The 12572-nt window shown below is 70.4% G+C and carries 13 protein-coding genes and 1 tRNA gene; 5 read left to right on the forward strand and 9 right to left on the reverse strand.

The annotated features are described in order from the left end of the window. Positions 1–2: 2 nt before the first annotated feature. Positions 3–848 (reverse strand): SDR family oxidoreductase, encoded by an 846-nt coding sequence (locus CcI49_RS20965; RefSeq protein ID WP_054569042.1) that lies wholly within the window; start codon positions 846–848, stop codon positions 3–5. Beyond that, positions 845–1780 carry an alcohol dehydrogenase catalytic domain-containing protein gene (locus CcI49_RS20970; protein WP_054569041.1) on the reverse strand — a complete coding sequence of 312 codons (936 nt, stop codon included), beginning with the start codon at positions 1778–1780 and terminating at the stop codon, positions 845–847. The genes CcI49_RS20965 and CcI49_RS20970 overlap by 4 nt, the downstream gene beginning before the upstream one ends. A 229-nt stretch (positions 1781–2009) precedes the next feature. On the opposite strand from CcI49_RS20970, the gene CcI49_RS20975 reads away from it, so the two are divergent. Further along, complete coding sequence (locus CcI49_RS20975) at positions 2010–2570, forward strand: class IV adenylate cyclase (protein ID WP_054569040.1); 561 nt, start codon at positions 2010–2012, stop codon at positions 2568–2570. Here the strand turns inward: CcI49_RS20975 and CcI49_RS43480 are convergent. From CcI49_RS43480 to CcI49_RS20995, 4 genes are all read right to left on the reverse strand, one after another. Further along, positions 2485–2763, reverse strand: a complete 279-nt coding sequence (locus CcI49_RS43480; protein WP_277872745.1) for a DUF5615 family PIN-like protein — start codon at positions 2761–2763, stop codon at positions 2485–2487. The two genes, CcI49_RS20975 and CcI49_RS43480, sit on opposite strands and share 86 nt — an antisense overlap. Next, the gene (locus tag CcI49_RS20985; RefSeq protein ID WP_054569038.1) at positions 2760–3422 is read right to left on the reverse strand and encodes a DUF433 domain-containing protein; all 663 of its coding nucleotides are present in this window, start codon (positions 3420–3422) and stop codon (positions 2760–2762) included. Before CcI49_RS20985 ends, CcI49_RS43480 begins: the two co-directional genes overlap by 4 nt. A gap of 192 nt (positions 3423–3614) precedes the next feature. Next, positions 3615–3691, reverse strand: a tRNA-Pro gene (locus CcI49_RS20990). Between the two features lie 85 nt (positions 3692–3776). Beyond that, on the reverse strand, positions 3777–4754 hold the full coding sequence (locus CcI49_RS20995; RefSeq protein WP_241840171.1) for a metallophosphoesterase: 978 nt from the start codon (positions 4752–4754) through the stop codon (positions 3777–3779). A gap of 114 nt (positions 4755–4868) precedes the next feature. Here CcI49_RS20995 and CcI49_RS21000 point away from each other — a divergent pair, with 114 nt between their 5' ends. After that, positions 4869–5327 carry a GatB/YqeY domain-containing protein gene (locus CcI49_RS21000; RefSeq protein WP_054569036.1) on the forward strand — a complete coding sequence of 153 codons (459 nt, stop codon included), beginning with the start codon at positions 4869–4871 and terminating at the stop codon, positions 5325–5327. Positions 5328–5469: 142 nt separating this feature from the next. Here CcI49_RS21000 and CcI49_RS21005 read toward each other — a convergent pair whose 3' ends face one another. Then, a complete protein-coding gene (locus CcI49_RS21005) occupies positions 5470–7896 on the reverse strand; it encodes a penicillin-binding protein (RefSeq protein ID WP_235498199.1) in 2427 nt (808 codons plus the stop codon). A gap of 609 nt (positions 7897–8505) precedes the next feature. Between CcI49_RS21005 and CcI49_RS21010 the strand changes: the two genes are divergently transcribed. Beyond that, on the forward strand, positions 8506–8862 hold the full coding sequence (locus CcI49_RS21010; protein ID WP_054569035.1) for a WhiB family transcriptional regulator: 357 nt from the start codon (positions 8506–8508) through the stop codon (positions 8860–8862). Positions 8863–9171: 309 nt separating this feature from the next. Here the strand turns inward: CcI49_RS21010 and CcI49_RS21015 are convergent, their stop codons facing one another. Both CcI49_RS21015 and CcI49_RS21020 read right to left on the reverse strand, forming a co-directional pair. After that, a complete protein-coding gene (locus tag CcI49_RS21015) occupies positions 9172–10317 on the reverse strand; it encodes an ArsA-related P-loop ATPase (protein WP_241840172.1) in 1146 nt (381 codons plus the stop codon). Positions 10318–10706: 389 nt separating this feature from the next. After that, entirely contained in the window at positions 10707–11726 is a 1020-nt protein-coding gene (locus CcI49_RS21020; RefSeq protein ID WP_116437464.1) for an ArsA-related P-loop ATPase, read from the reverse strand. 131 nt (positions 11727–11857) lie between these two features. Here CcI49_RS21020 and CcI49_RS42615 point away from each other — a divergent pair, with 131 nt between their 5' ends. Then, complete coding sequence (locus CcI49_RS42615; RefSeq protein ID WP_116437465.1) at positions 11858–12019, forward strand: DUF4177 domain-containing protein; 162 nt, start codon at positions 11858–11860, stop codon at positions 12017–12019. 68 nt (positions 12020–12087) lie between these two features. Continuing rightward, the gene (locus tag CcI49_RS21025) at positions 12088–12549 is read left to right on the forward strand and encodes a RidA family protein (RefSeq protein WP_116437460.1); all 462 of its coding nucleotides are present in this window, start codon (positions 12088–12090) and stop codon (positions 12547–12549) included. Positions 12550–12572: the final 23 nt, after the last annotated feature.

Here is a 12572-nt window from a genome sequence, read left to right on the forward strand (position 1 = left end):
GATCAGGTTGGTGACCCGGCCTGCGCCACGGCCGGCCCGCGAACCGCCGCGACGACGCCGCCGTCGACCAGTACGTCGATACCACTGACGAACCGGGCCTGCGAGGAGAGAAGGAAGGCGACCACGTCGGCGACGTCCTCGGACTGCCCGCGCCGGCCCAGCGGCGTCCGGTCGACCAGCAGCTGCATGCTGCCGTGCTGCTCGGCTTCCTGGCGGCCCTGCGGGGTGTCGATGACGCCCGGGGAGACCGAGCAGACTCGGCCGCCGAGCGGGCCGACCCGCACCGCCTCCTGCTGGGCGAAACGATGCACGCCCCGCTTCGCCCAGGAGTAGGCCCAGCCCGGGTCCTCGACCTGCTCGCCGAGCACGGCGTGGATCCGGTCGAGGAAGTCCTCGGCCAGCGGGTCGTCCAGGACGTCGTCGGCGGCATGGTGCCCGGCTGCGATCCCCAGCAGCGGCGCCATCGAGGCGAAGTAGACCGAGGCCGTGCCGGCGGTGGTGAGCGGGCGCAGAGCACGCGCCAGCGCCGCGGTGGCAACCAGGTCCACGGTGAAGATCCGGCGCCAGTCGGCCATCGTCGGGGAGATCCCGGCGGCGTGCGCGACCGCGCGCAACGTGCCCAGCTCACCGACCCGCGCGGCCAGCCGGGCCAGTCCCGCGGTGTCGGTGACGTCCAGGACGAATCCCTCCACGGCGGCGGGGCTCGTCGCGGCCAGTTCCGCCGCCACCGCGGCGATCGACGGGTCCCGATCCACGAGCAGCAGGATGTCGACCGCCGAGGCGAGCCGCCGGGCGCAGGCGAGGCCCATGCCACGCCCCGCCCCCGTCGCGATGCCGACCGTCGTCACGGCTGCACCACCACCCGCAGTGCCCCGGCCTCGCGGTCGGCCGCGACGCGGAACGCCTCCGCGGCGTCTTCGAGCGGGAAGCGATGGGTGATGAGGGTCCGGGCGATCTCGGGGTCGGCGGCGAGCATCGCGGCGGCGTCGGCCATCTCCCGGCCGGTCTCATGCGCGCAGTAGCCCATCGAGGGCAGGAGCCTCGCCTCCCGGTGGAACAGAGTTCCCCAGTCGACCTCGACCTTGCCCAGCTGGACGCCGATGCACACCACGATGCCACCCGGCGCCACCAGCTCGATCGCGCGTGCCAGGCCGCTCGGTGTCCCGGCCGCCTCCACGACCACCTCGTACAGCCCGACGGGGCCGAGGGTCGCGCCGAGACGCTCGGCGGCCTCCGCCTGGTGCGGGTGCCGGGCCTCCACTGCCACCTCCGGCGCACCCTGCGCCCGTGCTCCCGCGACAGCCATCAGGCCCAGCGCGCCCGCGCCGACGACGGCGACCCTGGTGGCCGGCCCGGTTCCGGCGAGCCGCACCGCGTGCCAGGCGACCGAGGCCGGCTCGACCAGGGAGGCGTCGCGCAGGTCGAGCCCGGCCGGGATCGGGACGAGCCGCTCGGCCGGTGCCCGGAACTGCTCGGCCATCCCGCCGTCGGCGGTGGCTCCGAGTGCCCGCTGGCGGTGCGTGTCACAGAGGTTGTACCGCCCGGTCCGGCACAGCTCGCACTCCATGCAGCTCATGATCGCCTCTACGATCACGCCGGTGCCATCCTCGCGCACACCGGCCAGCTCATGACCGATCACCTGCTGTAATCCAAAGCGGATGTACATGAGATCCGAACTGCAGATGCTCGCGGATGCGATGGTCAACAACTCACCCGACCCCGGCGGCTCATCCAGGTCGACGACCGCCACGGCACCGTCCCGGGCCCGGACAGCTTTCATGAGGACTCCCTCGCGATTGACGCGCTATCTCACGCACGAGGGCGCGAACCCTCGCCCCGCACCTTCGGGAACCTGATTCTGCCACCCCAGAAGCATCTTCTCCAGACAGGGACCGCGCGCTCTGCCGCTCCGCGGGCGGGCGGTCATCGATGTCAACGCGGTCCCCGGCCGACCACCACCACACCTGCCGAGGGCCCTCGCGCTCGGGCCACGGCCGAGAATGGGAATCATGAAACACGAGTACGAAGCCAAGTTCCTGGACGTCGACGTCGCGGACCTCCAGGCGAAGCTGGCAGGCCTGGGCGCCGTCCAGGCGTTCGGGCGCACCCTCCTGACCCGGAAGATCTTCGAGGGCGGCACCCTCGACGACAGCGCGTGGATCCGCCTGCGCGACGAGGGCAGCCGCATCACCCTGACCCTCAAGCAGGTCACCGACGCCACGACGATCGACGGCACCACCGAGATCGAGACCGAGGTGACCGACCTGGCGGCCACCGCCGAGATCCTCCGCCGCCTCGGCGTGCGAGAGGTCGGCTACCAGGAGAACTACCGCGAGGAGTGGCGCCTCGGCGAGGTCGTCTTCGACTTCGACACCTGGCCCGGCCTCCCGACCTTCCTCGAGATCGAGGGCCCCGACGAGGCGTCGGTCCGCCAGGCCGCCAAGCTCCTCACCCTCGACTACGCCGAAGCCCGGTTCGGCAGCGTCAACGGGATCTACCAGAGCGAGACCGGCCGCGACATCCGCACCGAGCCGACGCTCCTCTTCTCCGACGCCGAGAAGCAGCGCTGAGACCAGACGCTTTGGTGTCGTTGGTGAGTACTGCCTCAAAGCCTTCGACGCGCGCTTTCTCGTACAGCTCGATGTCTTTGGTGCCAGCCCATCCGGGCAGGTCGTGGACATGTATGACCTGGTGAGTCCGGAGCAGGATGCGGACGATGTCAGCCATGGGGCGCGGCACGTTCTCGTCGAGCAGCAGCTTCAAGCGGCGCCTCGGCCCGCACCGGCTGGCGTTCCGATGTAGCTGTCGACGTAGTCGGTGAAATCGGTTGCCTCGAGGGCAGCTTCGGCGCTCACCCCTGGGAAGAAGTCGGCGATCTGCGCTGGTGCGACTCCATCACGGATCAGGGCTGCGACCTCGGAGGCGGGGACGCGGGTGCCACGGATCACCGGCTCACCGCCACGTACGGCTGGATCCACCGCGACGTCGGGGCGGGGGGAGAGCAGATCGGGAATGTGCCGGCCGTCCCGATAGAACGGGGCCAGGACATCGACGAGTTGATGGATGACGAGGTTGCCCTTGCCACCCCTGCGGCCGATCAGATCGACGGCATGGTCTGGATCGGCCAGATATACGGTGCCACCGTCGGTGACGAGCTGGTAGGTCGAGAGGTGCTCTCGCTCACCGAGATCGTCCCTGAGGGAGTCCACTGCGCGGCGGATCCGTTGCAGTGAGGTCTCCTGACGCAGGCGCACGCAGGTGCGGAGCGCGACGACATCCCTGAATGAATACAGGATGGGGCGGGTGGCGGAGATTTCCGGCACGAGGACGGCGCCTCCCGCGCCGGAGGCGTGACGCCAGCGAGAGAGCTGGGCCATCGTCGCGCCGGACAGCGCTGCTGCGAGCTTCGGCTCGTACGACATGAACCCTCCTCACCTCTACTTGCCCGTGTGGGCGCGAACGTACTGCATTCTCCGTCGGGGCTCGGCCCATACGACCACTTCGAGGCACGGGTATCTGAGGTCTGGCTGCACCTGGGCTGGGAACCATCTCGCCGATTTGGCTCCCAAACGCACATCAGGCCCGGTACTGATCTCTCAGTACCGGGCCTGACCTGGTCGGGGTGGCGGGATTCGAACCCACGACCTCTTCGTCCCGAACGAAGCGCGCTACCAAGCTGCGCCACACCCCGTGACCGTGGCTCAGTGTACTAGACCTGGCGAAGTAGGTGTGGCGGCGGGGGGCGCAATCTTCTGTCGTCCAGCAGGTGCGGAGAGTCAGCGCCGGCCGGTGAGGGTCAGCAGCGTCGCCTCCGGCCGGCAGTTGAACCGCAACGGGGCGAACGGGGACGTCCCGAGCCCGGCGGAGACGTGCAGCCAGGAGCTCCGTCCCCCCGTCTCGTGCCGGGACAGGCCCCAGGCGCGGGCCCGGTCGATGCCGCAGTTCGTGACGATCGCGCCGTAGTACGGCAGCCGGATCTGCCCGCCGTGCGTGTGCCCGGAGAGGATCAGGCCCACCCCGTCGGCGGTGAAGGCGTCCAGCACATGTGGCTCCGGGGTGTGGGTGAGCCCGAGGGCCACCTCGGCACCGGGTTCCGGCGGGCCCGCGACCAGGGCGGTCCGGTCGCGGCGCAGCCTGGCGTCGTCGACCCCGCGCAGGTCCAGCACCCGGCCCGCGATCTTCATCGAGGCCCGGCGGTTCGTCAGCTCCTGCCAGCCGCTGGCCGTGGTGAGAGCAAGCGCGAAACCGTCCCAGTCGAGCGACACGCCCCGGCGCGTCGGCGCGCTGTCGCGCCTGAGGTAATGGTGCGGGCTCCTGAGCGTCGGCGTGTAGTAGTCGTTGTTCCCCGGGACGAACAGCCCGGGGAAGGCGAACAGCGGTTCGAGCGCGGCGATCAGCGGCGCCTGCGCCTGCGGGTACGAGAGCACGTCACCGGTCAGCACCACCAGATCCGGTACCAGCCGGGCCAGATCCGACAACCAGGCGAACTTGCCCCGCTGGTTCGGGGTCACATGCAGATCCGACAGGTGCAGCACACGCAGGTCCGGGCGCCCCGGTGCCAGCACGGGCACCTCCCGTCGGCGCAGCGTGTACGCGGTGCGCTCGTATACCCCGGCGTACAGCGCGGCTCCGGCGCCGACGGCGGCGGCCCTCCGCAGTGCCCGGCCCGGCCCGCGTGCCGCGCGGGCTCGCCCTGGCACCTGACGCCCCGCGGACGCCTGGCGCACCGCGCTCCCCTCACGTCTCGCTCGCATCGCTCCAGTCTCGCCCAGTGACGGGACGTCCCGGCGCACTGCCTCGCGACGTCCACGACCCGCGCCGGAAAACCGCGTGGCTGCCGACCCGGGCGGGCCATAGGCTTCATGACCATGAGCACACTCAAGGAGCGGCTGCGCGACGATCTCACCGGCGCGATGCGCGCTCGGGACGAGCTGCGGCTTTCGACGCTGCGCCTTGCCCTTGCCGCGGTGAAGGACGCGGAGGTGGCCGGGGACGCCGCCCGGGAGCTCGGGGACGCCGAGGTCGAGAAGATCCTGGCCCGGGAGGTTCGCAAGCGCCGGGAGGCCGCCGAGGCGTTCGCCGCGGCGGGGCGGGCCGAGCAGTCCAGCCGCGAGCAGGCCGAGGGTGAGGTGCTCGCCGCCTACCTGCCAAGCCAGCTGGGTGACGAGGAGCTGCGCGACATCGTCGACAGTGTGCTGGCGGAACTCGGGGTCACCGACCTGAAGGCCATGGGCCAGGTGATGAAGGCCACACAGGCCCGAGTGGCTGGTCGAGCCGACGGAAAGCGGGTTTCCGAGCTCGTCCGAGCCCGACTGAGCGCTTCCTGACCCACCCGGGCCAGGCGCCGACTAGTCAGTAGACGCAGAATCCAGGCAACTGAATCACCGGCCGCGCGACCGGTCCGTGACCGGCCGCGCGGCCGGTCGGGCTTGCGGCCGGTCACCCGACCACCGGGGGACGGTCAGCCGGTCAGCCGGTCAGCCGGTCGCGCATGTCCGGAAGGGTCACCGTCGGCGGCCTGACCTCGCCGGGGCGTGGGTTTATCCCGTTCGGCAGCTGCGTCGCCCCGGTGAGACCACCTGACACCTCAAGCACGATCTCGGTGTCAATCGAGACCTCTCCGCCGGGCGCCGGCGACATACCGACGACGATTCCGGGAGCGGCCAGGTTCGGCACGGTCTGGGACCGGACCCGGAATCCCTGCGCGCGCAACGCGGCCTCGGCGACCTGCTGGGCCTGCCCGCGCACGTCCGGCAGGGGCTTCTTCGGTACCGCCGGCTGGGTGTTGTCCGGCGGCGGAAGCGCGACGACGGGCAGGCCCAGGCCGTCGATCGTCCGGTTCATCGTGCGTGCCCAGATCTGGGCGGGAAAGCCGCCGCCGAAAACGTGCCGGCTGCCCAGCACGTCTACCAGCGGATTGTTTGTGGGGCTTCGCGGGTCGGCCAGGTTGACAGCGACGGCGAGCTGCGGGATGAAGCCCGCGAACGACGCGGTGCTGAAGCCTTCCGCGGTACCGGTCTTGCCGGCAGCCGGGCGACCGAGCCTCGCATTGCCCGAAGCCGTTCCATGATTGATGACGCCTTGCAGAACCGAGGCCACGGTGTCCGCGACACCGGGGTCGAGCACCTGCTCGCACGGCCTTCCGGTGTCGAACGCCAACGGCCGGTCCGCGCTGCCGACCCGCTGCGAGACCGACAGCACCACATGGGGATCGCAGCGGTTTCCGCGAGCGGCCAGCGTCGCATAGGCGGTGGCCAGGTCAAGTGTGCTGATCTCGTTGGAGCCGAGAATCGACGACCCGTCCGCGGAGCTGATGCCGTTCACGTTCTTGCATTCGGGGGCGTTCTCGGTCACCGGCCGGATGCGGCACGAGGAGACCCCCAGCCGGCGTGCCATCTCGGCCGTTTTCAGCACGCCGAGCTGCTCCGCCAGCTGGATGTAGTAGGTGTTGACCGAGTTCCAGGTCGCCGTGCTGAGCGAGTAGTAACCGTCCTCACTCGGGTCGGCGTTGCTGTAGCAGTTCTTCCCCTCCGGGTCCGGGTTCGGCAGCTTGTCCGACCGGTAGCACACGGGTGAGTGGAAGGTCGTCGACAGCGGGAAGTGGTTCTCCAGCGCGGCGGCCAGCGTGAACACCTTGAAGGTCGAGCCGGGCGAGAAGAGGTCCTCGTCGACCGGGTAGATCTCCTTGGTGTGCACGAAGTCGCTGGTGCGCGCCGGCGGGAGGTTGTCGGCCGGCTCCCCGTACTGCCGGTTCACGGCGAACGCGAGCACGTTCCCGGTGCCGGGCTGCATCATGACGACGCTGGCGGCGACCCTGTTCCCGGCCGGGATCACCTCTGCCGCAGACGTCTGCGCGGCGCCCTGCGCGACCGGGTCGAGGGTGGTCCGGATGGTGAGCCCACCCTCGAACAGCAGGCGCCTGGCGTCCTCGGGGGTCGCGGCGAACTTCCGGTCGGCAAGCAGTACCTCGCGCACGTAGGCGCAGAAGAACGGCGCGGACGAGTCCTGGCAGGCGTCGACCGAGCGGGCGGGCCGGTTCAGCACGACATCCTCCCCACGGGCCGACTGCCAGACCGCGGTGTCGATGTGGCCGAGCTCGTGCATTCGGGCGAGGACCGTGTTCCGGCGCTCCTTCGCCGCCTGCGGATGCAGCACCGGATTGTAGGCCGTGGGGTTCTTGACCAGCCCCGCGAGCATCGCCGACTGGGTGAGCGTGAGCTTGCTGACGTCGACGTTGAAGTAATGGTGTGCGGCCGCCTGGACTCCGTACGCGCCATCACCGAAGTAGGCGATGTTGAGATACCGCTCGAGGATCTCGTCCTTGGTCAGGTGGTCTTCCAGGTAGAGCGCGTAGCGGGCCTCGCGGAGCTTCCGGTCCACCGTCTGCTCGGTGGCCTGCTCCTTTTCCTCCGCGGTGGTGGCGGACGCCAGCAGGACGTTCTTGACGTACTGCTGGGTCAAGGTCGAGCCGCCCTGGGTGACCTCACCCGACTCCTGGTTCTTCAGATAGGCGCGGATCATTCCTCGGTAGTCGACGCCCGAGTGCTCGTAGAAGCGCGCGTCCTCGATGTCGATGATCGACTGGCGCATGAACTGCGGCACCTGGTCGAGATTGACCAGCTCACGGTCCTGTTCTCCTCGGAGCACCGCGATCTCGTTTCCGGCGGCGTCCAGGATCCGCGACGGCTGGGCCAGCGGGGGCACCGTGAGATTCGCCGGCAGCGAGAGGAAATGGTCGGCTCCGCTCTTGGCGGTCACCCCGGCCAGGCCGACGACAGGCAATGCCAACAGGCCGACCACAACACCGGCGCAGGCACTGGCGGCGACCAGCCCGAGAAGCCGGGTCGGCGTCACCCGGCGCCGACTCGCCGAAGGTGGCCCGATACGCCCGGGCATAGGGGCGATTCCCTGGCTCCGGCCGCCCGCGACGCGCCTTCGCAGCGTGCTCGCCGCACCTGGGCGCTTCACGGGCAGGCCCCGTGAACGGCGCGGGTCGCCCGATCGACCCGAGTGGGACGTGACGGCGCAGCCCACTCCGACATCAGCGCGGGCTCGACTGTTGCCAAAACACCCGGCAACTGCCCCTCACGGGCTGTTCGGCCTGGTATGAACACTGAGCCGGAATCCTCCGCTCGAGTCCCGCCGCTGCCGTTGACGATGCCTGCTTTCGGCAGGTTTTCGCGCCGGCCGCGACCGAGGCGCTGATCCAGTACTGCGCTGCGCCAGCACTGCGTTGATCCAATACCTGAGCCGGCTCAAGCGCCACCTCATCGAACTAAGACTACGACGCCACAGCAGAGTCACGGCGGCGTCACAGAAGTGACACACAGCTGTCACAGACCGCACTACCGCGGCGATCGGGATCAATGGCCCGGACTAGTCATTTGGACAACCACCCRTGTGGGGTCTGTGCCGTGGCCACGCCACTCCGTACGGTTTCGGTTCAACGCCACGTCACCACCCGCACGGGCCCCTGACCCGGACTCGAGAAGAAAGGCAGGTGGCATGACCAGAAGCCTGACCCCGACCGTCAGCCTGTCACGCCTTACCAGTACGACCCGGCTCGTCGGCTCCACCGCCGACGGCGACTGGACGGCTCACGCCGCCTGTCGCGACCTCGATCCGGACGAGCTGTTCGTCCAGGGGGCAGCCCAGAACCGGGTGAAGACCAGGTGCTTCGGGTGCGTGGTTCGCACCGAGTGCCTCGCGGACGCTCTCGACAACCAGGTCGAGTTCGGCGTCTGGGGCGGGATGACCGAACGGGAGCGCCGCGCTCTGCTGCGCCGCCGCCCGGACGTCACCTCCTGGCGGAAGCTCCTCGCGGATGCCCAGGCGGACCACCGGTCCGCGTCCGCGGGCTAGTTCAGGGCCCCACCCGGGGGTGTCCGACGACAGCGGGGTCGAACGGACACCACCACACTGAGCAACGACGGTAACTCACAGTTGTTTCCATCCGAGTCGTGTATAGCCCGGATGGGCGGTGAAATCTCCACCAGTGGCGCTGGTCCCCTCCAGGATCTCGGACCTCACGCTTCCGTGAGTAGCCCGAATGGGCGGAGGGCCCTTTTGGACCCGGGTTCACATCGCACCGGCGCGATTCCCGGGGCCGTAATCAGATCCAATGATCTTTTCCTATCTCACGGTCCGCACTCAGGGATGCCGTGAGTCCGCTCAGGTGCCCGCGGCGTCGCGACCATCACCTGCCAGCGCACGACCTATCTCCCGCAGCCCGGCAAGATCGTGGATGTCCTCGGAGAGTGCCTCGACCTCGACGAGCGCGGTGTCGGGATGCACGTTGGTGAAGCGTTCGCGCAACCGGATCTCCCGCTCCGAGAGCCGGGCCCGATCGGCATGGATGCGCAGCACCGCCGCCGCCAACGGATGCTCGCCGTGGTCCGTCAACGTCTCGGCGCCGGCCAGCCCCCGCTCCACCGTCAGACCGGCCGTGTCACAGAAGTGCATCCGGTTGACGATGCAGCCGGCGAGTGGCATCCCGTCCGCGTCGAGCCGATCCACGAAGTAGGACGCCTCCCGCAGCGCCGCCGCCTCCGGTGCGGCCACCACCACGAACGAGGTCCCGGGCGCGGCCAGCAGGCGGAACGTCTCGTCCGCACGGGCGCGGAAGCCCCCGAACATCGTTTCCAGCGCGGCCACGAACTGGCTCACGTCCGCGAGGAGCTGGGCACCGATCACCTTGGTGATGACCTTGGTGAACATGCCCAGGCCAGCACCGATGACCTTCGCRTACGCCCGGCCACCCGCCTTCGCGGGCGCCAGCAGCACCCGCAGCAGCCGGCCGTCGAGGAAATCGCCCAGGTGCCCCGGTGCGTCGAGGAAATCCAGCGCGGAACGCGTCGGCGGGGTGTCGACGACGATCAGATCCCAGGTTCCGCTGGCGTCGAGCTGGCCCAGCTTCTCCATCGCCATGTATTCCTGGGTGCCGGCGAAGGAGGACGACAGCGACTGGTAGAAGGGGTTCGCCAACAGCGCCTCGGCGCGCTCGGGTGTGCTGTGGGCGAGGACGATCTCGTCGAACGTCCTCTTCATGTCGAGCATCATCGCGTCCAGCCGGCCGCCCGCCGTACCGTCCACTCCGGCGACCTCGCGCGGGGTGTTGTCCAGCGCCGTGAGGCCGAGCGACTGGGCCAGGCGCCGCGCCGGATCGATGGTCAGCACCACCACCTGCCGGCCACGCTCGGCGGCGCGCAGCGCGAGTGCCGCGGCTGTCGTCGTCTTGCCCACGCCACCTGACCCGCAGCACACGATAATCCGCTCGGAGTCGAGCATCGCGTCGACATCCAGGCGTGGCACACCCACGGGATGCGGCCGCGGGCGTGGCCGGCCCGCAGCCGCCCGGCGCGACCGCCGCGCGGCCGCCGACTTCGCGGTACCAGCCGACCTCGCCGCACCAGCGGGCTTCGCAGTGCCAGCCGACCTCGCCGCACCAGCAGGCTTCGCAGTGCCAGCCGACCTCGCCGCACCAGCAGGCTTCGCAGTGCCAGCCGACCTCGCCGCACCAGCAGGCTTCGCAGTGCCAGCAGCGGGCTTCGCCCTACCCGCCGGCTTCGCTGCACCGGCAGGCTCCGCTGCACCAGCCGATTTCGCGGTACCTGCTGGTTTCGCGGCACCTGACGGCTTCGCCGCTCCAGTGGGCTTCGCACCACCGGCTGGCTTGGYCGCGCCTGCGGGTTCGTCGTGGGTGGGGCTCACGGGCTCATCCGGTGCGCCCGCAGGATCTCGGCGATGCGGTGGACCGTGCCGACATCCACACCGTCCGCGACCAGCGGCACCTCGCACACCGGCCGACGCAGCTGCGCGATCTGGGCCCGCTGGGCCGACTCCAGAGCGACCCGCTCGGCATGCTGGGCGGCCTCCCAGGCCAGGTTCGCGAGCAGTTCCTCGGTCGGATCGATGCCGGCCTCCTTGACCCCGGTCGCGAGCGCCTCGTAGTCGAGCTGGCCACGCCTGGCCAGCTCCAGCTCGGCGGGCGCGAGCAGCGGGGTACGCACCATGTTCACCACGACGGCCCCGACCGGGAGACCCACCTCACCCAGCTCGTGGATCCCGTCGACCGTCTCCTGGACGGGCATCTCCTCCAGCAGCGTGACCAGGTGGACCGCCGCCCGCTCCGGTGCCAGCACCTTCATCACGGCCTCCGCCTGGGCCCGGATCGGACCCATCTTGGCAAGCCCGACGACCTCGGCGGACACGTTGAGGAACCGCGCGATCCGGCCGGTCGGGGGTGCGTCGAGCACGACCGCGTCGTAGGCGAGCCCGCTGGGGCGGGTTCCGTCCGGCCGGTTCACGGCCTCCTTCACCTTGCCCGTGAGCAGCACGTCGCGGACCCCGGGGGCGATCGTCGTGGCGAAGTCCACCGCGCCGACCCGGCCGAGCGCCCGGCCGGCCCTGCGCAGGTTGTAGAACATCTCCAGATATTCGAGGAGTGCCTCGTCCGCGTCGATGGCGAGGGCGAACACCTCGCCGCCGCCGGGCGCGCTCGCCACCTTCCGCTCCCGGTACGGCAGCGGCGGGGTATCGAACAGCTGCGCGATCTGCTGGCGGCCTTCGACCTCGGTGAGCAGCACCCGCCGGCCGCCGGTGGCCAGTGCCACCGCGAGCGCGCCCGCGATCGTGGTCTTGCCGGTGCCACCCTTGCCGGTGACTATGTGCAGCCGGCGGTCCCAGAGAGCAACGGCCGTCTCCCGCGGCTTGTCGTCACCGGTCACGTGCTCGACCGTACCCGGGGCCGACAGATCCTGACCGCCGCACCGGCCGCGCATGCTCCCGGACGGCATGCCCAGCTGATCCGGTGCACCCACCCGGGTGCCGGCCCGGTGATGCTCTAGGGTCCATGGTCATGCAGACCAAGTGGGAGTACATGACCGCCCCGCTCCTGATCCACGCCACCAAGCAGATCCTCGACAACTTCGGCACGGACGGCTGGGAGCTCGTCCAGGTCGTGCCCGGGCCCAACCCCGAGAGCCTGGTCGCGTACTTCAAGCGGCCCAAGGCCCAGTAGGGCACCCGGCAGTGAGTTCCTCGGCTCTCCCCCCAGACCCGGCAGATGCCACTGACGCCGCTGGCGCCGTGAAGCCGTCCGAGCGGCTCGCGGAGCTCGGGCTGCTCCTGCCGGCCGTGCCCAGCCCGGCCGGGGCGTACGTCCCGGCCGTCCGCGACGGTGACCTGGTCTGGACCGCCGGCCAGCTCCCCCTGGTGGGCGGCAAGCTTGCGGCGACCGGCCTGGTGGGTGACGAGATCAGCACCGAGCGGGCCGCCGAGCTGGCCCGGGTGTGCGCGCTGAACGCGCTGGCCGCCGCGGCGGCCGTGGCGGGCGGCCTGGACTCACTGGTCCGGATCGTGAAGGTGGTCGGGTTCGTGGCGAGCGCGCCGGGTTTCGCCGACCAGCCGACCGTTGTGAACGGCGCCAGCGAGCTGCTGGGGGCGGTCTTCGGCGACGCCGGGCGGCACGCCCGGTCGGCCGTCGGTGTCGCGGCACTCCCGCTGTGGGCCCCGGTCGAGATCGAGCTGGTCGCCCGCGTCAGCGGCTGAGCCCGACATCAACACGCCCGGCG

Source organism: Frankia sp. CcI49 (assembly GCF_001983215.1).
GTDB classification, from domain to species: Bacteria; Actinomycetota; Actinomycetes; order Frankiales; family Frankiaceae; genus Parafrankia; species Parafrankia irregularis.